This is a genomic window from Haloplanus ruber, assembly GCF_024494725.1.
In the GTDB taxonomy this organism is placed as follows: domain Archaea; phylum Halobacteriota; class Halobacteria; order Halobacteriales; family Haloferacaceae; genus Haloplanus; species Haloplanus ruber.
Genome location: NZ_JANHDK010000001.1, coordinates 23,387 through 46,945, shown reverse-complemented (window position 1 = coordinate 46,945; position 23,559 = coordinate 23,387). Strand labels below are relative to the sequence as shown.

Annotated in this window: 19 protein-coding genes; 13 read left to right on the top strand and 6 right to left on the bottom strand. The window is 68.1% G+C overall.

Going from position 1 to position 23,559, the window contains the following annotated elements:
* Positions 1-95: 95 nt before the first annotated feature.
* The 4 genes from NO878_RS00220 to NO878_RS00205 all read left to right on the top strand — a co-directional run bounded on the left by NO878_RS00220 (position 96) and on the right by NO878_RS00205 (position 6,722).
* Entirely contained in the window at positions 96-1,367 is a 1,272-nt protein-coding gene (locus NO878_RS00220; RefSeq protein WP_256403956.1) for a Single-stranded DNA binding protein, read from the top strand.
* Complete coding sequence (locus tag NO878_RS00215; RefSeq protein ID WP_256403955.1) at positions 1,364-3,040, top strand: hypothetical protein; 1,677 nt, start codon at positions 1,364-1,366, stop codon at positions 3,038-3,040. The genes NO878_RS00220 and NO878_RS00215 overlap by 4 nt, the downstream gene beginning before the upstream one ends.
* Complete coding sequence (locus NO878_RS00210) at positions 3,040-3,816, top strand: metallophosphoesterase (protein ID WP_256403954.1); 777 nt, start codon at positions 3,040-3,042, stop codon at positions 3,814-3,816. The genes NO878_RS00215 and NO878_RS00210 overlap by 1 nt, the downstream gene beginning before the upstream one ends.
* A gap of 68 nt (positions 3,817-3,884) precedes the next feature.
* Complete coding sequence (locus NO878_RS00205) at positions 3,885-6,722, top strand: DEAD/DEAH box helicase (RefSeq protein ID WP_256403953.1); 2,838 nt, start codon at positions 3,885-3,887, stop codon at positions 6,720-6,722.
* Here the strand turns inward: NO878_RS00205 and NO878_RS00200 are convergent.
* Positions 6,719-8,917 (bottom strand): AAA family ATPase, encoded by a 2,199-nt coding sequence (locus tag NO878_RS00200; RefSeq protein ID WP_256403952.1) that lies wholly within the window; start codon positions 8,915-8,917, stop codon positions 6,719-6,721. The two genes, NO878_RS00205 and NO878_RS00200, sit on opposite strands and share 4 nt — an antisense overlap.
* Positions 8,918-9,064: 147 nt before the next feature.
* Between NO878_RS00200 and NO878_RS00195 the strand changes: the two genes are divergently transcribed.
* Entirely contained in the window at positions 9,065-9,532 is a 468-nt protein-coding gene (locus NO878_RS00195; RefSeq protein WP_256403951.1) for an NUDIX hydrolase, read from the top strand.
* A 121-nt stretch (positions 9,533-9,653) separates the two neighbouring features.
* Complete coding sequence (locus NO878_RS00190) at positions 9,654-10,472, top strand: fumarylacetoacetate hydrolase family protein (RefSeq protein WP_256403950.1); 819 nt, start codon at positions 9,654-9,656, stop codon at positions 10,470-10,472.
* Position 10,473: 1 nt separating this feature from the next.
* On the opposite strand, the gene NO878_RS00185 is transcribed toward NO878_RS00190, so the two are convergent.
* A complete protein-coding gene (locus tag NO878_RS00185; protein WP_256403949.1) occupies positions 10,474-11,766 on the bottom strand; it encodes a nickel pincer cofactor-dependent isomerase, group 22 in 1,293 nt (430 codons plus the stop codon).
* 185 nt (positions 11,767-11,951) lie between these two features.
* Between NO878_RS00185 and NO878_RS00180 the strand changes: the two genes are divergently transcribed.
* The 3 genes from NO878_RS00180 (at position 11,952) to NO878_RS00170 (ending at position 15,693) form a co-directional block, all read left to right on the top strand.
* Positions 11,952-13,181 (top strand): mandelate racemase/muconate lactonizing enzyme family protein, encoded by a 1,230-nt coding sequence (locus NO878_RS00180; protein ID WP_256403948.1) that lies wholly within the window; start codon positions 11,952-11,954, stop codon positions 13,179-13,181.
* Between the two features lie 108 nt (positions 13,182-13,289).
* Positions 13,290-14,081, top strand: a complete 792-nt coding sequence (locus NO878_RS00175) for an SDR family oxidoreductase (RefSeq protein WP_256403947.1) — start codon at positions 13,290-13,292, stop codon at positions 14,079-14,081.
* A gap of 73 nt (positions 14,082-14,154) precedes the next feature.
* Positions 14,155-15,693, top strand: coding sequence for a TrkH family potassium uptake protein (locus tag NO878_RS00170; protein ID WP_256403946.1), 1,539 nt, complete (start codon positions 14,155-14,157; stop codon positions 15,691-15,693).
* Between the two features lie 51 nt (positions 15,694-15,744).
* Here NO878_RS00170 and NO878_RS00165 read toward each other — a convergent pair whose 3' ends face one another.
* Positions 15,745-17,436 (bottom strand): potassium transporter TrkG, encoded by a 1,692-nt coding sequence (locus tag NO878_RS00165; RefSeq protein ID WP_256403945.1) that lies wholly within the window; start codon positions 17,434-17,436, stop codon positions 15,745-15,747.
* Between the two features lies 1 nt (position 17,437).
* The gene (locus NO878_RS00160) at positions 17,438-18,121 is read right to left on the bottom strand and encodes a potassium channel family protein (RefSeq protein ID WP_256403944.1); all 684 of its coding nucleotides are present in this window, start codon (positions 18,119-18,121) and stop codon (positions 17,438-17,440) included.
* A 142-nt stretch (positions 18,122-18,263) separates the two neighbouring features.
* Here NO878_RS00160 and NO878_RS00155 point away from each other — a divergent pair, with 142 nt between their 5' ends.
* The gene (locus NO878_RS00155; protein WP_256403943.1) at positions 18,264-18,434 is read left to right on the top strand and encodes a DUF7838 family putative zinc beta-ribbon protein; all 171 of its coding nucleotides are present in this window, start codon (positions 18,264-18,266) and stop codon (positions 18,432-18,434) included.
* 33 nt (positions 18,435-18,467) lie between these two features.
* Here NO878_RS00155 and gcvH read toward each other — a convergent pair whose 3' ends face one another.
* Positions 18,468-18,848, bottom strand: a complete 381-nt coding sequence (gcvH, locus tag NO878_RS00150) for a glycine cleavage system protein GcvH (protein WP_256403942.1) — start codon at positions 18,846-18,848, stop codon at positions 18,468-18,470.
* Positions 18,845-19,936, bottom strand: a complete 1,092-nt coding sequence (gene gcvT, locus NO878_RS00145) for a glycine cleavage system aminomethyltransferase GcvT (protein WP_256403941.1) — start codon at positions 19,934-19,936, stop codon at positions 18,845-18,847. Before gcvT ends, gcvH begins: the two co-directional genes overlap by 4 nt.
* A gap of 372 nt (positions 19,937-20,308) precedes the next feature.
* On the opposite strand from gcvT, the gene NO878_RS00140 reads away from it, so the two are divergent.
* The 3 genes from NO878_RS00140 (at position 20,309) to NO878_RS00130 (ending at position 23,545) form a co-directional block, all read left to right on the top strand.
* A complete protein-coding gene (locus tag NO878_RS00140; RefSeq protein WP_343218050.1) occupies positions 20,309-22,117 on the top strand; it encodes an SLC13 family permease in 1,809 nt (602 codons plus the stop codon).
* Between the two features lie 136 nt (positions 22,118-22,253).
* The gene (locus NO878_RS00135) at positions 22,254-22,973 is read left to right on the top strand and encodes a helix-turn-helix domain-containing protein (RefSeq protein ID WP_256403939.1); all 720 of its coding nucleotides are present in this window, start codon (positions 22,254-22,256) and stop codon (positions 22,971-22,973) included.
* Between the two features lie 122 nt (positions 22,974-23,095).
* Positions 23,096-23,545, top strand: coding sequence for an NYN domain-containing protein (locus tag NO878_RS00130; protein WP_256403938.1), 450 nt, complete (start codon positions 23,096-23,098; stop codon positions 23,543-23,545).
* Positions 23,546-23,559: the final 14 nt, after the last annotated feature.

The following is a 23,559-nucleotide window of genomic DNA, read 5'->3' as shown; positions in this document are numbered from 1 at the left end:
AAACCGCTTTCGGTGCCGGTCGTGGCTCTCACGCCGGTGAGCGGAACGCTGGGGCGGACGAGGTTTTTATGACCGCACGACCAATCCACAATCCGATGCAACTCGACGAACATGCCGAGGAACTCGCCTCCAACCTCGGCGTAGCCAAAGCGGAGGTCAAAGAGGACCTGCAGAGCCTGCTCGACTACAACGTGCCCATCGAGGAAGCGAAAGGGAGCGTCCGCCGGAAACACGGCGGCGACGGGGGCGCCTCGGCGGCGCCGACGGCGAAGTCACTGGCCGAGGTCGACCCCGAGGACGGCTCCGTCACCGTGACTGTCCGCGTGTTAACCAAGGGGATGCGCTCGATCCGCTATCAGGGCGAAGACCAGATCATCCGGGAAGGCGAGTTCGCCGACGAGAGCGGCCGACTCGCATACACGGCCTGGGAGCCGGTCGACTTCGAGCCGGGGGACTCGATCACCGTCGGCAACGCGAACGTCCGCGAGTGGGAGGGAGCGCCCGAACTCAACCTCGGGACGAACACGACCGTCGCGGCCGCCTCGGAGCCGGTCGAAACACCCTACGTAGTCGGCGGCGACCGCGACCTGATCGACCTCGAACCCGGCGACCGCGGCCGAACCGTCGAGGTGACCGTCGTCGAGGTGGAGCGCCGGACCATCGACGGCCGGGACGGTGAGACGGAGATTCTCTCGGGGGTCGTCGCCGACGGAAGCGCCCGCTTGCCGCTGACCGACTGGGACCCCCACGCCGAGGTCGAGACGGGCGCGTCGCTCCGGCTTGCGGACGTGTACGCCCGCGAGTACCGAGGCGTCCCGCAGGTGAACGTCACGGAGTTCTCGACCGTCGAACAACTCGACCGGGAGATATCGGCGCCCGAATCCGCCCCCAGCATGGGGATCGGTGCGGCCGTCGAGTCCGGCGGCCTGTTCGACGTCGAACTCGTCGGCAACGTGATCGAAGTCCGGGAGGGATCGGGGCTGATCGAGCGCTGTCCGGACTGCGGCCGGGTCGTCCAGAACGGCCAGTGTCGCGCCCACGGCGCGGTCGAGGGCGAGGACGACCTACGGGTGAAGGCCATCCTCGACGACGGGACCGGGACGGTGACAGCCGTCCTCGGCGCCGACCTCACCGCCGAGGTGTACGGCGGTGGGATCGAGGAGGCGAAGGCGGAGGCCCGTGACGCCATGGACAAGTCGGTGGTCGCCGACGCCATCCGTGACCGGATCGTCGGCCGCGAGTACCGCGTCCGAGGGTCGCTCTCGGTCGACGAGTACGGCGCCAACCTCGACGCCGAGACGTTCGTCGAGTGCGCGGACGATCCGGCCGACCGGGCGAGCGAACTGCTCGCGGGGGTGACGCGATGAGTTCTGCCGACGAGGACGACCCGGGACCAGGGCAACGCGAGGTAGCCCACCGTCTCTTCGCTGCGGAGTTCGACGACGCCACCGTCTCCTACGCCGAGAGCGACGAGGAACGCGCCCCGAAGTACGTCGTCACACCCACCGGGGCGCGGGTGAACCGCCTGTTCGCGGTCGGCGTCCTGACCGAGGTGGAGTCCGTCAACGAGGACGTCCTCCGCGCTCGGGTCGTCGACCCGACGGGGGCGTTCGTCTCCTACGCCGGCCAGTACCAGCCCGACGCCGCCGCCTTCTTCGAGCGGGCCGATCCGCCCGCCTTCGTCGCGCTTACGGGCAAGGCGCGGACGTTCGAACCCGACGACGGCGACCGGATCTACAGCTCGGTGCGGCCGGAGAGCGTCGCCGAGGTCGACGCCGAGACGCGAGACCGGTGGACGGTGTCGGCCGCCGAGGCCACGCTCCGCCGCATCGCCGCGATGACCGCGGCCAAGACGCTCGACGCCGAGGGCGAGGCGCTACGGTCGGCCCTCCAGGACCGCGGATACGACGCCGCGCAGGCGACGGGGATCCAAGTCGCCCTCGACCGGTACGGCACGACCACGGCGTATCTCGACGCGCTCAGGGAGGTGGCCCTCGACGCCGTGGAAGTCGTCGCCGGCGACCGCGACGCCGTCCGCTCGCTCGACCGCGCGCCGGGCGATGCCGGCACGTCGTCGCTCGGTCCGCTCCCCGCGGCCGTGACGGACGATGGCGGATCGGAGGCCCACGCCGGGACGACCACCGTCGAGTCCGCTATCGACGACGGGACGGCGTCGACGCCGGACGAAGACGGCGGGACGGAGCCGTCGGCGGCCGCCGAGACCGAGTCCGAGGGCGAGGCCGCGAGCGGGACCGAGGCTACGACGGAGGCGACGACCGACCCCGCGGACGCCGATCCGGCGTCGTCGACCGCCGAGGCGGCGGAGACTGGCGGGGTCGACGACACAGATGACCTCGGTGAGTTCGACGACTCGGACGATGCAGACGGTATCGGCGAATTCGACGACACGGACGACCTCGGTGAGTTCGATGACTCGGACGACATCGGTGAATTCGACGACTCGGACGACCTCGGTGAGTTCGACGACACGGTCGACACGGACGACCCCGGAGAATTCGACGACTCAGGCGATGCAGACGACATCGGCGAGATCGGAGACCCCGACGAGTCCGACGACCTCTACGAACTCGACGAGGAGGAGCGACGCGAGGTCGAGGAGTCCTTCGACGTGGGCTTCGAGAGCGGGACCGAGGTCGACGACCCGGGCGAAGCCGGCATCGACGTTCCGGGGCCGGAGGATCTCGACGCTGACGCCGCCGAGACCGAGGCTGCGGACGCGGCCACGGCGTCAGCGGACGAGACCGACGACACGGGGTCAGCGGACGAGACCGACGACACGGGGTCAGCGGACGAGACCGACGACACGGCGTCGCCGGACGAGGACGTGGACCTAGAGGCCGTCGCCGTCGAGGCGATGGGCGAACTCGACGACGGCGACGGGGCGGCCCGGGACGCGGTCGTCGCGGCCGTCGTCGACGAGTACGGCGCCGACCCCGGCGCCGTCGCCGACGCCATCGAGGACGCGCTGATGAGCGGGAAGTGCTACGAGCCGAGCGAGGACAGCCTGAAGGCGATCTGATGGCGGTGGTCGAACCGGTGCCGGGCGATCCCGCGGCGGTCGCGGACTGCGGCGACGAGCGTGCGCTGGTCGTCGCGGACTACCACGCCGGCATCGAGACTGGCCTGCGTTACGAGCGCGGCGTCGAACTCCCGAGCGACGCGGACGGCCGGCGGGCGCGCCTCCTGGCGCTGGCCGAGCAGGTCGACCCGGATCGGGTGGTCGTCCTCGGGGATCTAGTCCACCGAATCGGTGACCCCGGCGCCGACGAGCGCGACGAGGTGGGTGCGCTCCTCGACGCGCTAGACGCCCGGAATCTGCCGCTGACGCTCGTCCCCGGAAACCACGACGGCGGCGTCGCGGCGGCCTACGGCGACCGGGTGGACGTTGCCGACGCCGGCGGCTACCGCCGTGGCGACGTGGGCTTCGTCCACGGTCACACCTGGCCCGACCGCTCGGTCCTCGGCGCGCGAACGATCTGTATGGGTCACGAACACCCGCAGGTCCGCCTCGAAGACGAGGTGGGTGGCGGCCGTGCGGAGAAGGCGTGGCTCCGGGGCCCGCTGCGGGCTGAGCCGTTCGCCGCGGAACTGGGCGTCGATCCGGCGGCGCTGGCCTGGCCGGACCCGCCACCGGAACTCGTCGTCTTCCCCGCGTTCAACGACCGCTCGGGGGGGACGTGGATCAACGTCGAGGGCCAGTCCTTTCTCGCGCCGTTCCTGCCTGCGGCCGTCGCGGAGACGGCGGAGGCGTACCTGCTCGACGGGACGCGGCTGGGCGCGTATCGGCGGCTCTGACGCGGCCCGGAGGCACCCACGGCACGCCGAACGGTGAGCTTAATCGGCTCGCACCATTACCGCGGGCGATGGCAGACACGGAGTCGTCGGGGATGGACGCCTTCACCCACCTCGGCGAGCGAGTGCGCTCGGCGCTCTCCGAGCGCGGCTTTGCGACGCCGACGGAGCCACAGCGGCGGGCGATCCCGCCGCTGGCGGCCGGCGAGAATGCGCTCGTCCTCGCGCCGACGGGGACGGGCAAGACCGAGACGGCGATGCTACCCGTGTTCGATGCGATCCACCGCGCCGAGGACCGGTTCGGGGTCTCGGCGCTCTACATCACGCCACTTCGCGCGCTCAATCGCGACATGCGCGAGCGGCTGGACTGGTGGGGCGAGTATCTCGACGTCGAGGTGGACGTGCGCCACGGCGACACCACGCAGTACCAACGGGGAAAGCAGGCCGACGACCCCCCGGACGTGCTGGTGACGACCCCCGAGACGTTGCAGGCGACCCTGACCGGCGAGAAGCTCAGAACGGCGCTGTCGGACGTGGAACACGTCGTCGTCGACGAGGTGCACGAACTCGCGTCCTCGAAGCGGGGCGCGCAGTTGACGGTGGGGCTCGAACGCCTCCGTACCCTCGCGGGGCCGTTCCAGCGGATCGGCCTCTCGGCGACCGTCGGCTCGCCCGGAGAGGTGGGCCGATTTCTGACCGGCGACCGCGACTGTGCGATAGTCGAGGTGGCCGCGGGGACGAACGTCGAGTTCCGGGTGCGTGAACCGACGGTGACCGACGAGGACGAGGCGCTGGCGGGAACCCTGGCGACCGACGTCGAAATCGCCAGTCACGTGCGGGCGATTCGCGATATCGTCGCGTCCCACGAGTCGACGCTGATATTCGTCAACACGCGCCAGACCGCCGAGGCGCTCGGCTCGCGGTTCAAGCGCCTAGACGAACCCATCGGCGTCCACCACGGGTCGCTCTCGAAGGAGGCCCGGATCGAGGTGGAGGATACGTTCAAGACGGGCGGCCTCGACGGCCTCGTCTGTACGTCGTCGATGGAACTCGGCATCGACGTCGGGCGGGTCGATCACGTGATCCAGTACGGGAGTCCCCGTGAGGTGGCCCGCCTCCTCCAGCGGGTCGGCCGCGCGGGCCACCGCCGCGACGCCGTCTCGGAGGGAACGGTCATCACGAGCCACCCGGATGACACGCTAGAGGCACTCACGATCGCTCGCCGGGCGGTCGCGGGCGAGGTAGAGCCGGCGACGATCCACCACGGAAGCCTCGACGTGGTCGCCAACCAGACCGTCGGTCTCGTGATGGACCACGGTGAGATCAGCGCCCGTGAGGCCTACGAGACGCTGACACGGGCGTACCCGTTTCGCTCGCTGTCGGCGGCGACGTTTCGGGAGGTGGTGCGGGAACTGTCGTCGAACCGTCTCCTGTGGCTTGACGAGGAGGCCGACCGCCTAGAGAAGTCGGGAGGGACGTGGCGATACTTCTACGCGAATCTGTCGATGATCCCCGACGAGGAGACCTACGAGGTGTACGACCTCTCCTCGCGGGAGACGGTCGGTACCCTCGACGAGCGGTTCGTCCGCAACTTCGCGGGGCCGGGCGAGGCGTTCATCCAGCGCGGCGAAATGTGGCGCATCACCGAGGTCGACGAGGAGGAGGGGCGCGTCGAGGTGACACCCATCGAGGACCCCGCCGGCGAGGTGCCGTCGTGGACGGGCAAAGAGATCCCGGTGCCCGCCGCTGTCGCGGGCGAGGTAGGCGAGATGCGCGACGTGGCGACGACGCAGTTCGCGGGCGGCGCCAACCGTGCCGCCGTCGCCCGCGAGTTCCTCCCGCGGTATCCGGGCGACGAGTACACTGTTAGCGAGGCGCTCGATCCCGTGGAGCGACAGGTCGAGACCGGCGCGCCGACGCCGACGGCCGAGCGTCTCGTCGTCGAGGGACAGGGCCGGACGGTCGTCCTCAACGCCCCGTTCGGCCACGAGGTGAACGAGACGCTCGGCCGACTCTGCTCGGCGCTGATCGGCCAGAAGACCGGATCGTCGGTGGGGATGGAAGTCGATCCCTACCGGATCGAACTGGAGGTACCCGGACGCACCGGCCCGTCGGACGTGGTGGCGGTCTTAGAGACGACCGACCCCGACCACGTCGAGGGACTCTTGGAACTCGCCTTGAAGAACTCGGGGACGCTGAAGTTCACGCTGGCGCAGGTAGCCGCGAAGTTCGGCGCGCTCAAGCGGTATCAGGGGTCGGGCCGGTTCGGCGCCGACCGCCTGCTTGCAGCCTTAGAGGACACGCCGGTGTACGACGAGGCGGTCCGAGAGGTGTTCCACACCGACCTCGCCGTCGACGAGGCGGCGGGCGTTCTGGAGGGAGTCCAGTCGGGTGACATCGAGGTGGCGACCGCACGAGAGCATACGCCCATCGGCACCGGCGGGCGGTCGAGCGGTCGTGAACTGCTCGTCCCCGAGAACGCCGACGCGAGCGTCGTCGAGACACTGAAAGAGCGCATCCGAAACGACCGGGTGATCCTGGCCTGTCTCCACTGCACGGAGTGGACCCGCAAGACGAAGGTGCGACGGGTACCGGACCAGCCTCAGTGTCCGGAGTGTGAGTCGACGCGGGTCGCCGCCCTGAATCCGTGGGCCGACGAGGTGATCACGGCAGTGCGGGCAGCCGAGAAAGACGAGGAACAAGAGAAGATGACCGAGCGCGCCTACCGCTCGGCGAACCTGGTGCAGAGCCACGGCAAACAGGCGGTGATCGCCATGGCGGCCCGCGGGGTCGGCCCGCACAACGCCGCCCGAATCATCGCCAAACTCCGGGAGGACGAGGACGACTTCTATCGCGACATCCTCGAACAGGAGCGCCAGTACGCCCGGACGCAGTCGTTCTGGGACTAGAGCGACGGCGAGACGGTCGTAAGCGCCGCCTCGAAGTCGGCGGCGGCCAGACACACCTCGTCGGCGTGGTCGTTGGCCTCGGCGGCGGGGTAGGCGTCGGCCACCGAGCGCACGGCGCGCACCGCCGCCTCCCGACAGATGGCGGCGAGGTCGGCGCCGGAGTAGCCCCCGGTGCGGGCGGCGAGGTCGTCGAGGTCCACGTCGTCGGCCAGTGGCTTCTGGCGCGTGTGAACCCCAAGGATGGCCCGTCGGGCGGCCTCGTCGGGACCCGGAACCTCGATGTGAGTCTCCAGACGACCGGCCCGGAGGAGCGCCGGATCGAGCGCAGCCTTCCGGTTCGTGGCCGCGAGGACGATCAGGTTGGGGTTGTCGGCGACGGCGTCGAACTCCGTGAGAAGCTGTGAGACGACGCGCTCGGTCACCTCGCTATCCCCGCGGTCCCGGTTCGTCGCCACGGCGTCGATTTCGTCGAAGAAGACGATGGCGGGGGCGGCGCCGCGGGCGCGGTCGAACACCTCGCGGACGGCCTTCTCACTCTCGCCGACGTAGCGATCCAAAAGCTCCGGCCCCTGCACGCGGACGAAGTTGACGCCGCTCTCGGCGGCCACAGCGCGGGCCAGGAGCGTCTTGCCGGTCCCCGGCGGCCCGTAGAGCAAGATCCCGGATGGGGGGTCGGCGTCCGCCGCCTCGAACAGGGGACCGTAGGTGAGCGGCCACGTCACCGCGCGTTCGAGGGTGGCTTTCGCCTCGTCAAGACCGCCGACGGAGTCGAAGCCCTCGGTCGGCGCCTCGGAGACGTACTCGCGCATAGCGCTGGGATCGACGGCCGCCATCGCCGCCTCGACGTCCTCGCGGGTGACCGCAACCGCGTCGGTCGCGGTTCCCTCGCGACGGGCGCGCCGGAGCGCCGACATGGCCGCCTCGGTCACCAGCGATCTGAGGTCGGCGCCGACGAAGCCGTGGGTCCGGGCCGCGAGTCGGTCGAGGTCGACGCCATCTGTCGTCGGCATCCGACGGGTGTGGACGTCGAGAATCTCGCGGCGCCCCGTCTCGTCCGGGACGCCAATCTCGATCTCGCGGTCGAAGCGGCCGCCCCGACGGAGCGCGGGGTCGAGGTCGTCGACGCGGTTGGTCGCGCCGATGACGATCACCTCGCCGCGGGCCTCCAGGCCGTCCATCAGCGAGAGGAGTTGGCCGACGATCCGATCCTCCATCCCGCCGCCTTCCTCGCGCTCCGGCGCGACCGAATCGATCTCGTCGAAGAAGACGATAGCGGGCGCGTTCTCGCGCGCCTCCGCGAACACCTGTCGCAGCCGTTCCTCGCTGTCGCCCTTGTACTTCGAGACGATTTCGGGGCCGGAGACGGAGATGAAGGTCGCGTCCACCTCGTTGGCGACGGCGCGGGCGATCAGCGTCTTGCCGGTCCCCGGCGGCCCGTAGAGCAGGACGCCCTTCGGCGGGTCGACGCCGAGTCGGGTGAACAGCTCCGGCTCCGACAGCGGGAGTTCGATCATCTCCCGGACGCGGTCGAGTTCGTCGTCGAGGCCGCCGATATCCTCGTAGGTGACCCCGGTCGTCGGGCGGCGGCCGGCGCTGGGATCGGGGGCTGCGCTGTCCGCCGCCCCCGTGTCGTCGGCCGGCCGGGCAGACGGGGTCGGCTCGTCGTCCCCGTCGTCCGGTCGCACGGCGTTCGCATCGGCGGCGCCGTGCAGGCGCAGGTCCGTCGTCTCGCCCACCCGAACGGGACCCTCGGGAGCCGTCTCGCGCACCACGAACGCACCGGGATCGAGGCTCCCGACGTGGACCCGGTCGCCGGCACGGAGCGGGCGGCCGTCGAGTTCACGCCGGAGTTCGCGCCGGACCGCGTCGCGGTCGGAATCGACGCCTGCCGGCGCCCCGAGGGTGACCGCCGTCGCGTCGGCGACGGCGGCCGTCCGTACGCGAATCCGGTCGCCGACGGCAACCCCGGCGTTCGCCCGCGTCCCCGCGTCGATCAGGACGGCGTCGTCGGGGACGCCGGCCCGCGCCGGCCAGAGTTTCGCCACCGTCGTCCGGTCCCCATCCAGTAGGACGGCGTCGCCGCTGAGGACGCCGAGTCGCTGTCGGGCCGCCTCCGGGAGCCGCGCAATACCGCGGCCCGCGTCGCGCTTCTCCGCGGCCCGAACCGTGAGTTCGATGCCGGCGCTCTCGGTCATCGTCGTACGGTATGGGTGGCCGACCCTTTACCCTCCCGGCCGCGGTCAGGTCACCGCTCGGTCGGCGGCCGGAGCGCTTCGGCACCTAATATTCCTAGAATCGAAAATATGAGTAGTATTATACGTTGTGGCCGAACACGTTGTAGTATGTCAACCCGTGACGTAACGCACGTCAAAAAAGTCTGTGCGTACATCACCCGCAACGCGTCGGAGGTACTCGTCTTCGAGGGACCGGGCCACGACGGCCTCCAGATTCCGAAAGGGACCGTCGAATCCGGGGAACGCCCCCGGGAGGCGATGGTTCGGGAGGCAATCGAGGAAAGTGGGCTGGCGACGTTCGAGGGGTTGCGACATCTCACGACTGACGTCTGGACCCGTCGAGAGTCGCCACCCAAGCGGTACGTGCGGAGCTTCTATCACGTTCCCGTTCACGAGCCGCGGGACTCGTGGACCCACACCGTCACGGGTGACGGGCCGGAGCGCGGCGCCGAATTCGAGTTCTACTGGGTCGACCTTCCGACCGAGGCCACCTTCGCGCTCGACCTCGACGACTATCTCCACACGCTGACCGGCGTGGTGGGGGAGCCGACGGGTCCCGGCGCCGCCGCGGACTGACGCCACGGGCGGCCGCCGTCGCCACACGTGCGGTGCCAACCTTGATTAGACCCGAAGGCGGGGATCGGATCGTGACACGCGCACACGACACACCGACGACCCACCCACGGGGGGTGGCGTGATGCGGTACCTCGCCCGCAGGGCGGACGGCAGCCCCCTGCTCGGTGACGACGACGGGTTCGTCCCGCTGGCGGCGGCCTACCCCGCGGCGTCGAGCGTCCGCGACGTCCTCCCGGCGGCGCCCGGCGGCCTCACCGACCCCGACGAGGCGTCGGCCGGGCGGGTCGCTCGTGATAGCCTGACCCTCGGGCCGGCGCTCGCTGACCCCGGCAAGCTCTTCGGCATCGGTCTCAACTACGCCGACCACGCCGCCGACCTCTCGGAGACGACACCCGACGAGCCGGCGAGCTTCTTCAAACCCGGCACCGCGGCGACAGGGCCGGGCGGGCCGATCCGGCTCCCGCCGACCGACGTGTCCGACCAGGTCACGGTGGAAGCCGAACTCGCCGTCGTCATCGGGAGGACCTGCCGAAACGTCTCGGTCGAGGAGGCCGACGACGTGATCGCGGGGTATCTGCCGGTCATCGACGTGACCGCCGAGGACATCCTCCAGCGCAACCCCCGCTTTCTGACGCGAGCAAAGAGCTTCGACACCTTCCTCGTGATCGGGCCACACGTTGCGGTTCCGGGACCGGGACGTGACCTCGCGGACGTCGAGGTGCGGACGGTCGTCGACGGCGAGGTGGCGGCCCGCAACGTCGTCGGCAACATGCATTTCTCGCCGCGGGCGTTGGTCGCGTTCCACTCCGAGGTGATGACACTGGAGCCTGGTGACGTGATCTCGACGGGGACTCCTGGGGCGGTACCCGTGGACCCGGGCGATCACGTCCGGGCCGAGGTCGATGGAATCGGATGCGTCGCGGCCGACGTGGTGCGGTAGCTCAGTCGACCGGGGAGAAGACGGGGTCGCCGTCCTCGAAGGAGAGCGACAGCCACGTCTCCACCTCGACGGTCTCCGGACGGTCGCGGGCCAGCGCCGCGGAGACACGGAACGTCGAGAGGTGGCCGGTGTCACGAATCCACGCAACCCGAACCGCCTCCGGATCGTAACCCCCGATAGTCGAGAGGGCCGCGGTGACGGCGCGTTCGTCGTCCGGGAGGACGACCGGAATCGACGCCTTGCGCAGGGAGTTGCTGGTGAGCGCGTTGGTGTACACCTGATCGAGGTCGAGACGGTCGGCGACACGCCGAGTCGTAACGTCGGCCAACCCGACGCCGATGCCGTTGCCGTGGGTCGCCTCGGTGAGGTCCCGGACGACGATCCGGTCGATGTCGGGCGTCGCGGGGTCGGCGGCGTTCAACACTCGGTAGCGCCCGATCACGTTGGTGTCCATCCCGGTTCCCGAGACGTCCTTGCCGATCCGGTCGACGACGAGGACATCGAGGTCATCGTACGGCAGCGTCGGCATGTGTTCGGTGGCGGCGGCCGTCAGGGGTTCCTCGGCGGCGGGCAGGTCGGCGGCGGGAATCCCCTCGACGGTAGCGGTGCGGTCGTGAAAGTTCTCGACGACGGCGAGACCACCGAGAAGCGGCGTCGACTCGCGGACCACCTCGAACGCCGCCTCGACGACCGGGACGTACCCCTCGTCGAGAGCGCGTTCGTGGACCGCCTGCGCCCCGGCCTGCTTGCCCAGGCCGACGGTCGCCATCTTCGTCGGTCCGCTCTCGAATCGCCCGGTGAAGTTGGTGTGGGGCTTCACCCGGTTGACGACGAGGACGCCGTCGGCCGCCAGTGCGGCTGTCGAGAAGTGGACGGGCGCGCCGACGGCGGACTCGCCGAGGACCGTCGTGTCCATGCGGGCGTCGACCGGACAGCCGAGGGCGTCCTCGGTGAGGCCGAGGCCGGCGAGTGTCTCGCGCTGGCCGTCGGCGGTCGCTCCGCCGTGACTGCCCATCGCCGGCACGACCACGGGGTCGAACCCTCGCTCGCGGAGTTCGTCTACGACGGTTTGGGCGATGGGGACGATGTCGTGGACCCCGCGACTCCCGAGACCGACGGCAACCGTCGCGCCGGTCGGCAACTCCGCGAGCGGGAGAGCATCGAGTTCGGTGCGTGTCCGGCCGGTCACGTCGTCGAGTGCCGGCGTCTCGGGCTCGTATCGCACCCGCGCGAACCGCGGAAGTGACGGAGTCGAGAGCGCCGCGTCGACGACGTCGCCGTCGGGAAAGCGCATGGTCGAGGCTCGGGCGAGCGGACCGTAAAGCCCCCGCCGGGCGTGGGAGGCGTTCACACTTTAGTACCGGCCCCGCGAACCGGCGGCCATGATCGACCCACCCGGCAGAGCGGTCGGCGGATCGATACCGCACATCGCTGGCGACCCGTGGGGACGAACGCCGCCGCGACAGGGGGAGGCTCCGAATGCGTGACTACGGCGCGGCACCGACAGAGCGGGCCGATGCCCGCGACGTGCGGATCACCGGCGTCGAGACGGCGGTGATCGAGGGCAACTTCGACTGGAACCTCGTGCGAATCCACACCGACGCGGGCGTCACCGGCCTGGGCGAAGCCTACCGCGGCGGTCGGGTGACGGACATTGTGGACTACATGACCGAGTTTCTCGTCGACGAGAACCCCCTCGACGTCGAACGGCTCTTTCGGCGGCTGATCCAGGAGACGTCCGGCCACGGCGGCACGACCGGGAAGGTGGTCACGGCGGCCTCGGGGGTGGAAATCGCGCTCTGGGACCTCGCGGGCAAACTCCTCGATATCCCCACCTACCAGTTGCTCGGCGGGAAGTACCGCGACGAGGTGCGACTCTACTGTGACTGCCACGCCGGAGAGGCCTACGCCGTCGACACGGGGTACACCGAGTACGGAGACGAGGAGTCCTACCAGCCTGCGGCGTACGCGGAGACGGCAGAGCAGGCCGTCGAGATGGGCTTCGACGCGATCAAGTTCGACCTCGATACGCCCGGCGACAACGACCCAGATCCGTTCAACGGCCGCCTGTCCGCGGCGGACGTGGCCGAGAAACGCGATATCGTCGCCGCGGTCCACGAGGCCGTCGGCGACGACGCCGAGGTCGCCTTCGACTGTCACTGGGACTACTCGCTCGATACGGCAAAGCGCCTGGCCCGAGAACTGGAGCCGTACGACCTGCTCTGGTTGGAGGACGTGGTCCCCCCCGAGAACGTCGACGCCCAGCGGGAGGTGGCTCGCTCGACGTCGACGCCGCTGGCGACCGGCGAGAACCGCTTTCGCGTCCACGAGTTTTCCGACCTTCTCTACGACTTTGCCGTCGACGTGGTGACGCCGGACCCGACGACCTGTGGCGGTCTCGCGGAGTCGCAGGCAGTCGCCAATCGGGCCGAGGAGAACTATATCACCTTCGCCCCGCACAACGTCTGTAGCCCGGTGGGAACGATGGCCTGTGTCCACCTCGGAGCCGCCGTCGCCAACTTCGGCTACCTCGAGTATCACGCACTGGAGGTGGACTGGTGGGACGACCTGCTGGTCCGGTCGACGCCGCTGATCCGGGACGGCCGGATCGCCGTCCCCGAGACGCCGGGGCTTGGCATCGAACTCGACGAGGACGTGGCCGCCGCCCACGCCAAGGGTGACGGCCTCTGGACGGATCGGACCGCGTGACCCACCGCCCGACAGCACGCGGGTCGGGGACGGAGGGGTCCGGCGTGAGAGCCGCCTGGCTTACCGCCTCCGACCGATTTTATTACGCGTCCGCGTGGACAGAGGGACATGGATCTCGAACTCGACGGCACGAGCGCACTGGTGACCGCATCGAGCAGCGGCCTCGGCAAGGCGTCCGCGCGGGCGCTGGCCCGGGAGGGGGCGAACGTCGTCGTCAACGGTCGAGACGAGAACCGACTGTCTGCGACAGTGTCGGAACTGAACGACGTCGGCGACGGCGAGGTGATCGGCGTCCAAGGCGACCTGACCGAGGCGGCGGACATCGAGCACCTGGTCGAGCGGACCGTCGAGGCGTTCGGAGGAATCGACTCGCTGGTCACCTCCGCGGGCGGGCCACCGTCCGGTCCCTTCCTCGATACGACGGATCAGGACTGGTACGACGCCTACGACCTACTCGTGATGAGTGTCGTCCGGACCGTCCGCGAGGCCGCCCCGTACCTCGAGAAGTCAGCCGAGGGAACCATCACCTGCATCACCTCGCGGTCGGTGAAGGAAGCCATCGACTCGCTGGTGCTGTCGAACTCGGTGCGGATGTCCGTCGTCGGGTTGGAAAAGACCCTCTCGCAGGAACTCGCGCCGGCGGTGCGCGCGAACACGGTGTTGCCCGGTCCCCACGAGACCAGTCGCATCGAGGACCTGATCGAACAGGCTATCGAGCGCGGCGACTACGACAGCTACGAGGAGGGACTGGCCGACTGGGCCGAGGGCAACCCGCTCGAACGCATCGGCGACCCGATGGAACTCGGCGACACCGTCGCCTTCCTCTCCTCGCCTCGCGCGGGGTACATCAACGGCGTCGCCCTCCCCATCGAGGGCGGCGAGAGCGGGTCGAACCTGTAGGTTCGCCCGCGGCGCGAGAGCGGGGCACTTTTCCGGGCGTGAACGGAGACGGTAGGATAATGGGGTGGAGCGAATGAAGTCGGTGCGGGTCAACTGGCGACAGAGCGTCGCGCTCACCGGGACCGTCATCAAGTACCTCTCGGTCGCGATGCTCGTGCCGCTGGCGCTCAGTCTCGTCTACGGAGAGGACACGGTTGCCTTTCTGCTGTCAATCGGCCTCACAGTCGCGGTCGGTATCTCACTGGAGCAGTTCGACGACGACCCACAACTCGGCGCTCGGGAGGCGTTCCTCCTCGTCGCCCTGGCGTGGGGAGCCGTCGCGCTCATCGGCGCGGTCCCCTACGTCGTCGCGGGCTACGGTACCGAGTCGGCGCTCGGGCACCCGATCAACGCGCTGTTCGAGTCGATGTCCGGGTTCACCACGACCGGTGCGACCGCCACCGAGGAAATCTCCTTCGAGCGCCACTCCCGGGCGCTGTTGATGTGGCGCCAACTCACCCAGTGGCTCGGGGGGATGGGGATCATCGTGCTGATGGTCGCCATCCTACCCGAGGCGGCGGTCAACGGCGCACAGCTGATCGAGTCGGAGGCGCCAGGACCGGAACTACAGAAGTTGACGCCGAAGATTGCCGAGACGGCGCGCCTCCTCTGGCTATTCTACATCGGCTTTACCGTCGTGTATATCCTCCTCCTGCTCGGCCTCCACTACGCGGGGATGGCGCCGAATATGGACGCCTACAATGCCGTCGCCCACGGCTTCACGACGTTGCCGACGGGCGGGTTCTCCCCGGAGGCCGACAGCATCGCCGCGTTCTCGCCGGCCGTCCAGTGGGTCGTCATCCCCTTCATGCTGATCGCGGGGATGAACTTCGCGCTGTTCTATCTAATCTTGCAGGACAACTACGCCGAGTTCCTTCGCGACCGCGAGTTGCAGGCCTACCTGGGCGCGAACGCCGGCCTGATCGTCGTCCTCTGGGGGTTGCTCTTCACCGGGTCGGCGCCCGTCCTCGAACTTGGGGGCGCCACCCAGGGCGCCGTCGAGAACTCGCTCCGGCAGGCAACGTTTCAGATCGCGTCGCTGCTGAACTCGACGGGGTACGCAACGAGCGACTTCGCGCAGTGGGGGACACCTGCCCAGGGACTCCTGCTGTTGGCGATGTTCGTCGGCGGATCGGCCGGATCGACCGGCGGCGGTGTGAAGGTCGTCCGGTGGCTTGTCGTCATCAAGGGGATCCGACGACAACTGTTCACGACGGCCCATCCGGACGCGATCAAGCCGGTGCGACTCGGCGGCCACGTCGTCGACGAGGAGGTCATCGGCGCCATCTACGGATTCACGCTCCTGTACCTGCTTACCTTCGGCGTGGCCACGGTGTTGCTCCTGCTCGACGCGGGACGTGTCGGCCTGGATATGACGACACTCGAGGCGGTCAGCGCAACCCTAGCCACCATCGGTAACATCGGGCCGGGCTTTGGCTTCCTGGGGCCGTTCGGGAGCTACGTCGACTTCCCGGGGACCAGCAAACTGCTGATGATCTTCCTGATGTGGATCGGCCGGCTGGAGATCATCCCCGTGTTCGTGATGTTCACCGGCGCGTTCTGGACCGACTGAGCGAGAGTGCCGAAGCGGGGAGCCGGCCCAATCGGAGAGGGTGACCGGCCGTTACGGGTCCAGTCCGTACAGCCCGGCGCGGACGAACACGAGAACCGGAATGATCTCTAGACGACCGATCCACATGTTGACGACGAACATCGCCTCGGCCACGGGAGGCATCGTCGGGCCGGTGATGCCCGAGGAGAGGCCGACGTTCCCCTGGGCGCTTGCGACTTCGAACAGCGCGTCGGCGTAGCCGAAGTCGGGACCGGCGACGTTGGCGAGGACGACGCTCCCGACGACGAGGGCGGCAATCCACAGTAAGGTCACGATTGCGGCCTCGCTGAACTCTCGTTCCATCGCCTCGCGGTCGAGGGTTCGGCCGCCGATGCGCGCCGTCACGACGGCGCTTTTCGGGAGGAAAACCCGCGAGAACTGCCAGATGATGCCGCGCGCGATGGTGTATCCGCGGACGATTTTGATGCCGCCGACGGTGGACCCGGCCGCGCCGCCGAGGACCATCGCACCGACGACCATCACCTTGGCACCGGCGAGCCAGCGGCCGACGGGTGCCGACTGGAACCCGGTGCAGGTCAGCGCACTCACCCACTGGAACGTCGAGTCTCGGATCGCATCGAGGCCCGCAGCGTCGAGACCCGGGACCGAAAACGGGAGGAACGAACGGGTGGCGAACGCGTCGGCCGTCGCGGGAACGGCCCACACGTTCTGTGCCGAGAGACCGACGACGCCGACTGCGAGCAGGACGAACAGCCAGCGGGTCTGGAGATCAGACACCAGTTCACCCACCTCCCTGTCGTGCAAGACGACGTAGTGAACGGGAAAGGCGATGGCGCCGAGGATCATGATCGGGAGAAGGACCGTCTCGACCAGCGGCGAGTTGTACGTCGCGATGGAGTTGTCGGTGACGGAGAACCCACCGGTCGTGAGTCCCGTCATGGCGTGATTGAGCGCCTGCCAGGCGGCCTCCCGCATGGAGAGGGACTCGGCGTACGCGCTGTCGCTCGCGAGGATGGCCCCGAACAACAGGGCGAACGCGAGGACGGTATAGCCGACGACGAGTCGCCAGACCGTCCGCACCGTCGAGACGATACTCGGGTGGATCTTCTCCTCGCGAGCCTCGCTCCGATAGAGCGCGTAGCTCCCGCTTCCTGGGCGTGCGAGAATGGAGACGGTCAGGACGATGACGCCGACGCCGCCGACCCACTGGATGAACGACCGCCACCACTGAAGCGCCCGGGGAAGCGACGGTTCGTGGATGGCCATCGTCAGACCGCTGCCGGTCCACCCGCTCATGCTCTCGAAGAAGGCGTGAAGCGGGTCGCGGAAGTAGGCGAGACTGGAGCGAGTCGTGACGCCGCCGACACGGATCGGCTCCCACGCCGCTGCGTTGGCACCGGCGGGCACGAACGTCTCCATCACGGCGGGCGGCGTCAGCCACGCGGTCAACAGGAACGGGAGCGCGCCGAACGTGGCGACAGCGAACCAGCCGCCGGCGGCGATGACCATCCCGTGTTTCATCTCGGGGGGCGGCGCGTCCGCGAACGCTCTGTTGGCGACGCCGCCGACGACGGCGGCGATACCGCCCGCGAGGAGACAGCCGAGCGCCGCGTGTAACTCGCCGAACGCGAGGGCGAGGGCGGTCGTGATCGTCATCAGCCCCGCCTCCATCAACAGAAGCGAGCCGATATCGCGGGCGATGATCCGCAGGTCGGTCGGGAACGGTCCGTGACGGCCGGACATGTCAGTCGTTGCCCTCACCGTGGCCGAAGATGTCGGTCACTTCGGGTGTCGCCCCGTCGCCCGAGTATACCGTGAGCAGATCGCCCGCCTCAATGCGTGTGTTGCCACGAGGCGCGAGCGGTTCGCCGTCGCCGTCGCGTTCGACCGCGACGATCAGCATTCCCTCGCCGAGAAGTCCCGCATCGTTGGCTTCCCGCAGGCTCATGCCCGCGATGGGCGCGTCGGGCCCGACGGTGATCTCGAACACCTCCGCCTCCTCGCCGATGCGCATGAAGTCGACGATAGAGGGGCGCTCGACCGCCCGATAGAGATATTCGGCGATGAGACGCTGTGGATTCTGCATCGTGTTGACCCCAATCTGCTGGAAGAGGTTCATGTGCTCGGGGTTGTGGACGACCGAGACGATGTTCGGAATCTCCAGTTCCTGTGCCAGCAGACAGACCATGACGTTCGTCGCGTCCTGATCGGTCGTCGAGATGAGCGCGTCCGCGCGCTCGGCGCCGGCGTCCCGCAGCGTTTCCTTGGTCGTCGCGTCGTCGTTGAGAACGAGGCAATCATACTGCCTCGACGCGCGTTCGGCCCGCTCCTCGTTGCGTTCGATGGCGACCACGTCGTTGCCACCGGTCGTGGCGATTTCGAGCAACGGCGTACCGATGTCGCCGGCTCCGACGATCACGAGATACATTGCTCGCACTATTCCGGACCGACCGTTGAAATTCTGCCGCTCTGTCGGTCCGTGCGAGAGAGAATTAATATCGCGAGATGTGGTTTATCGGGGCGTTTCGGGAATCAGTATCTTCAACACGGCGCGCCCCGGAGTCGGGCGCATGAGCCTCGAAATGACCCACGACTGCCCGGAGTGTTCGAACGACCAGTTCTGGCTGACCGCGAGTACGACGATGCACTTGGGGGAGAAAACGAAGTGGACCTGCACCGAGTGTGACTACAAGCTGATCCGGATCAACGGCATCGACAGCTCTGAGTCCGCCGCGCTCTGAGGCAGACGGCCGGACACCGGAGGTGATTCCCGGTTACTCGATGTTGTCGCGGTACTCTTCGGCCGTCAGTAGGTCGTCGAACTCGCTCTCGTCGCTCGGGTCGACCTCCAGCATCCAGCCGTCGCCGTAGGGATCCTGGTTGAGCAGTTCCGGGGCGTCGAACAGGTCCTCGTTGACGGCAGTCACCGTCCCCGAGACCGGCGAGAGGAGGTCCGAAACGGCCTTGATGCTCTCGACGACGCCGAACTCCTCCTCGGCGGTCACCTCGCTCCCGGCGTCGGGGAGTTCGACGAACACCACGTCACCGAGTTCGTCCTGTGCGAAGTCCGTGATGCCGATACGGACCGTCTCGTCGGTCGTCGTCCACTCGTGCGATTCCAGATACCGTCGGTCGCTGGGGATGTCGAAGCTCATTTGTCGATGAATGGCGGGCTAACGACTTTTGCCTGCTTCGGTTCGCCCCGGACGACGACTCGAACGCGAGTGCCAGGGGGTGCCGCGTCGGCCGCGAGGTAGCCGAGTCCAATCGGTTCGCCGAGTGTGGGACTCATCGTGCCGCTGGTGAGGTGACCGAGGTGGTCGCCGTCGGCGTCGACCACCTCGTAACCGTGTCGCGGGACGCCCCGTTCGAGCAACTGGACACCCCGGAACCGCTCGTCGACGCCCTCACGCTCGGCGCGTTCGAGCGCGTCACGCCCGACGAACGTCGTGTCGAGGTCGACAGTCCAGCCGACGCCGGCCTCGTACGGCGTCCGCGGTTCGTCCGTGGGGTCGAAGTCCTGTCCAGAGAGGAGAAATCCCATCTCCAGACGGAGGGTGTCGCGGGCGCCGAGACCACAGGGCTGGCAGTCGAATGCCGACCACACCGTCTCGGCCGCGTCCCACGGACAGAGGAACTCGAAGCCGTCCTCGCCGGTGTAGCCCGTCCGCGACGCGAGCGACCGGACGCCAGCCACGTCGAGGAAGGTAGCCTCGAAGCGACCGACGTCGCGGGTCGCACCGTCTGTCACGTCGGCAGCGAGATTCGGTGCATCCGGACCCTGTAACGCGAGCATCGCCCACTCCTCGGTCGTGTTCTGCACCGTCGCATCGAGGCCCCACTCGTCGCGGTGTTCGACCCACCGGGTGTACATCTCGGCGTCGTGTCCGGCGTTCGGAACGAACAGGTATCGGGGGTCCGCGTCGTCGGGGAGGCGAAACACCACCGTGTCGTCGAGGATGGTTCCGTCCGCGTCGGTGATACAGGCGTACTGGGTGTCGCCCGGATCGAGTTCGGTCACATCGTTGGTGGTCAGCCGGTTCACCAACGCCGCCGCGTCGGGACCGGACACCTCGATTTCGCCCATGTGCGATACGTCGAACAACCCCGCGGACTCCCGGACGGCCGCGTGTTCGGTGCTGATGGAGTCGAACTCCACCGGCATCTCCCAGCCGCCGAATTCGGTGAACGAGGCCCCTTGCGAGGCGTGTGTCTCTCGCAAGGGTGGCTTCCGTAGACCCATACCGGGACAACGACACCTCGGGTCGTAATGCTTTGGCCTTCGTGTCTCTCGCGGCGTCGATAAACGTCATATCGCGATATCAAATGGTCGCTCGCCGCTCGATGCGTGGACTGAAGATTCGACGACGGTATGCACCGGAGAGTCGTCGGCCGCCGGTCGACTGCCGGTCGAACCGTATTCGGCTTCGTCGTCGACCCTCTGCGCCGAGAGCGCACAGAAACGTTGTCTGAGTAATATTTTGACGGGTGGCCGGGACACGCCGACGGCCGCCGACACCCGCCCTTTTTGTGGATCCGTGTCGCGCCCTTCGCTATGCCCGTCGCTCCGGTCGCGTTGGCCGTGTGGGGGATATCGACGCCCGTGACGGCCGAGATGCTCGTCGTCTTCGCGCTCATCCTGCTCGCGCTCGTGCTCTTCGCGACCGAGCGATTCCCGGTCGATGTCACGGCCATTCTGGTGATGGTCCTCCTGATGGTGCTCGAACCGTGGACGCAGATTTCGCCACGAGAGGGAATCTCCGGGTTCGCCAACCCCGCGACGATCACGGTCCTGGCGATGCTCATCCTGAGCACGGGGATCAACCGGACCGGCCTCGTCCAGTTGCTCGGCCGGAAGATGGCGGCGTTTGCCGGGACCGACCGGCGCAAGCAACTCGCGGCGACGGTCGGCGTCACCGGGCCGATCTCCGGGTTTGTCAACAACACGCCGGTCGTCGCGATTCTCGTCCCCGTCATCGCCGACCTTGCCCACGAGGGGAACACGTCGCCCTCGAAGCTCCTCATGCCGCTGTCGTTTGCCTCGATGCTCGGCGGGACGCTGACGCTCATCGGCACCTCGACGAACATCCTGGCGAGCGACATCGCGGCCCAGTTGGGTGCCGAAAATCCCGCCCTCGGGCTGGAGGCGTTCGGGATGTTCGAGTTCACCAAACTCGGCATCGTCGTCTTCGTCGTCGGCGTCCTCTATCTCATGACCGTCGGGGTGCGACTCCTGCCGGAGCGGGTGCCGGCCGACGAGGACCTCGTCGAGGAGTACGACCTCCAAGAGTATCTCACCGACGTCGAGGTGCCGATGGGGTCATCGCTGATCGGCCAGACCGTCGAAGAGGCGCTCGGCGACGACGACCTCGACATCGACGTGTTGCAGTTGCTTCGGGACGGCGAGGGGTTCACCGAGCCTCTCGCCCGCAAGGAGATCCGCCCGGACGATACCCTCCGTCTGCGGACGAGCCGCGAGACACTCGAACGAATCATAGACGTCGAGGGTCTCTCCCTGTCGGGTGGCCCCAGGACCGAGGACGACTTGGGAGCCGACGACGAACCGCCGATGCTTGTCGAGGTGGTCGTCCCGTCGGGGTCGTCGCTCGTCGGCGAGACACTGGCGAGTTCGACGTTTCGCCAGCGTTACGACGCGAACGTTCTCGCCTTTCGGAGCCACGGCGACGTGGTCCGGGACCGCTTCGAGGACATCCGCATCCGCGTGGGCGACACCTTACTCGTGCAGGCGCCGCCCGATAGCTTCGCACGTTTAGTCAACAACGAGGACTTCATCGTCGCTCACGAGTTCGACGAGACCACCTACCGACGCGAGAAGATTCCGTTCGCGGTGGGGATCATCGCCGGTGTCGTCGCGCTCCCGGCACTGAACGTCCTGCCCGTCGTCGTCTCGGCACTCGCGGGCGTCGTGGCCATGGTTTTCACCGGCGTGCTCAAGCCCACGGAACTCTACTCGTCGGTCGAGTGGAACGTGATCTTCCTGCTGGCAGGGGTGATCCCGCTCGGGATCGCCCTCCAACAGACGGGGGCCGCCGCGCTACTCGGTGACGCCGCCGCCGCGACGGCGACGGTGTTACCGCCGATTGGTGTGCTGTGGGTGTTTTACATCGCAACCGGGCTGCTGACGAGCGTCATCAGCAACAACGCGAGCGTCGTGTTGTTGATCCCGGTCGCCGCCAACGCCGCCCAGGCTATCGGGGGCAACGTCTTCGCCTTCGTCCTCGCGGTGACGTTCGCCGCCTCGACGGCGTTTATGACGCCCGTGGGCTACCAGACGAACCTCTTCGTCTACGGTCCCGGTGGGTATCGGTTTTCGGACTTCCTACGGGTTGGCGCCCCGCTCCAGCTTCTGCTCTCGGTCGTCACCGTCCTCGGCATCGCCTTCTTCTGGGGTGTCCGGGCCTGACGGCGGTCACCGGCCCGGCATCCCGGCTGACTTGCGCATAGCCAACAGGTCGTACTTCAGGTATCGGCGTACTGTACGCCTACATTCGGAATAATTTAGTATGTGATGATCGTAGCGTCGTCGATTCACGACACCCATGAGAGAGATCGAGTTCTCGGTGCAGTACGAACCCGGCACCGACGCGCTGATGGACGTGTTCTACGAGTATCCGTCTCTCTCCTGTCGGTCGTCGGCCTGCTATTCGAGTCCGTCGACAATGTGGCGGATCGACCACGTACACGGGCCGGAGGCGGGGATCGAGGCGTTCACCGACGTGTTTCTCGACGAGGAACGCTGCAACGAGTGTCTGGACCAGCCGGGATGTGACTCTCGGCGGGAGTATCACGTCCTCGACCGGACGCCGACCTCGCGGACGATCTACACCTACCGCCAGGAGGTCCACCGGTGTCACTCCCTGCCCTACTTCGTGCTGGACCACGTCGGGGAGGGCGTTGTCTTCGAGTCCTGCCGGGCGGACGGGGAGTACCGCTGGAAGATCCTCTACCCGGGCGAACAGGCCGTCGGCGAACTGTTCGACACCATCGAGACGAACCTCCGGGACGGCCTCTCGCTTGAACTCTCCCACCTTCGGCAGTCGGGGAAGTGGGACGCCGACGTACGCACGGCCTTCCAACTCTCCCACGAGCAGTGGGAGACGCTAACCCACGCCGTCGACGCAGGCTATTACACTCGTCCGCGCGAGGTGACGGTCGCCGAGTTGGCGGCAGACCTCGACGTCCCGCGGTCGACGGTGCAGTATCGCCTGCGCTCGGCGGAGGACATCGTCGTCTCCGAGTTCGTCCGCAACACGCTCTGAGCGACCGGCCGTGGACGTGCCGGCGCCGTCGACCCGCCGAGGGTGCCCGTGACGTGAGTCCGAGCCACACCCCATCTGCCGGGAACCGGGACGTATATGTCCGCAAGCAGGATAAAAGACGCATGAACCCTCTCGGATGGCTGTCCGGCGGCCGAGACGACGAACCGCGGGTGGCGCTGTTCGTTGACGGGCCGAACGTCCTCCGCGAGGAGTTCGACGTGGACTTAGACGACGTACGCGAGGCGGCGACGGCCGCAGGGCGTCCGGTGACGACCCGCCTCTACGTCGACGAGCACGCGACGCCGAAGCTGATCCAGGCCGCCGAGGCCCGCGGATTCGAGGTGGTCGTCACCAGCGGCGACGTGGACGTGAAACTCGCGGTCGATCTGACCCGGTTCGCCGTCGAAGAGCGGGCGGACGTAATCGCCGTCGCCTCCCGGGATACGGACTTCAAGCCGGCCGTCGAGACGGCCAACGCCTGTGGACTCCACACGCTGGCCATCGCGCCCGGCGAACACGGCCGCTCCGACGCGCTTCGAAACGCCGCCGCCGAAAGCGTCACCCTCGAGTGAGCCGGCAGTTCGTC

Excerpts from the sequence above, each read along its gene's own strand:
- NO878_RS00220 (WP_256403956.1), top strand. The coding sequence starts at position 96 with ATGCAACTCGACGAACATGCCGAGGAACTCGCCTCCAACCTCGGCGTA.
- NO878_RS00215 (WP_256403955.1), top strand. The coding sequence starts at position 1,364 with ATGAGTTCTGCCGACGAGGACGACCCGGGACCAGGGCAACGCGAGGTA.
- NO878_RS00210 (WP_256403954.1), top strand. The coding sequence starts at position 3,040 with ATGGCGGTGGTCGAACCGGTGCCGGGCGATCCCGCGGCGGTCGCGGAC.
- NO878_RS00205 (WP_256403953.1), top strand. The coding sequence starts at position 3,885 with ATGGCAGACACGGAGTCGTCGGGGATGGACGCCTTCACCCACCTCGGC.
- NO878_RS00200 (WP_256403952.1), bottom strand. The coding sequence starts at position 8,917 with ATGACCGAGAGCGCCGGCATCGAACTCACGGTTCGGGCCGCGGAGAAG.
- NO878_RS00195 (WP_256403951.1), top strand. The coding sequence starts at position 9,065 with ATGTCAACCCGTGACGTAACGCACGTCAAAAAAGTCTGTGCGTACATC.
- NO878_RS00190 (WP_256403950.1), top strand. The coding sequence starts at position 9,654 with ATGCGGTACCTCGCCCGCAGGGCGGACGGCAGCCCCCTGCTCGGTGAC.
- NO878_RS00185 (WP_256403949.1), bottom strand. The coding sequence starts at position 11,766 with ATGCGCTTTCCCGACGGCGACGTCGTCGACGCGGCGCTCTCGACTCCG.
- NO878_RS00180 (WP_256403948.1), top strand. The coding sequence starts at position 11,952 with ATGCGTGACTACGGCGCGGCACCGACAGAGCGGGCCGATGCCCGCGAC.
- NO878_RS00175 (WP_256403947.1), top strand. The coding sequence starts at position 13,290 with ATGGATCTCGAACTCGACGGCACGAGCGCACTGGTGACCGCATCGAGC.
- NO878_RS00170 (WP_256403946.1), top strand. The coding sequence starts at position 14,155 with ATGAAGTCGGTGCGGGTCAACTGGCGACAGAGCGTCGCGCTCACCGGG.
- NO878_RS00165 (WP_256403945.1), bottom strand. The coding sequence starts at position 17,436 with ATGTCCGGCCGTCACGGACCGTTCCCGACCGACCTGCGGATCATCGCC.
- NO878_RS00160 (WP_256403944.1), bottom strand. The coding sequence starts at position 18,121 with ATGTATCTCGTGATCGTCGGAGCCGGCGACATCGGTACGCCGTTGCTC.
- NO878_RS00155 (WP_256403943.1), top strand. The coding sequence starts at position 18,264 with ATGAGCCTCGAAATGACCCACGACTGCCCGGAGTGTTCGAACGACCAG.
- gcvH (WP_256403942.1), bottom strand. The coding sequence starts at position 18,848 with ATGAGCTTCGACATCCCCAGCGACCGACGGTATCTGGAATCGCACGAG.
- gcvT (WP_256403941.1), bottom strand. The coding sequence starts at position 19,936 with ATGGGTCTACGGAAGCCACCCTTGCGAGAGACACACGCCTCGCAAGGG.
- NO878_RS00140 (WP_343218050.1), top strand. The coding sequence starts at position 20,309 with ATGCTCGTCGTCTTCGCGCTCATCCTGCTCGCGCTCGTGCTCTTCGCG.
- NO878_RS00135 (WP_256403939.1), top strand. The coding sequence starts at position 22,254 with ATGAGAGAGATCGAGTTCTCGGTGCAGTACGAACCCGGCACCGACGCG.
- NO878_RS00130 (WP_256403938.1), top strand. The coding sequence starts at position 23,096 with ATGAACCCTCTCGGATGGCTGTCCGGCGGCCGAGACGACGAACCGCGG.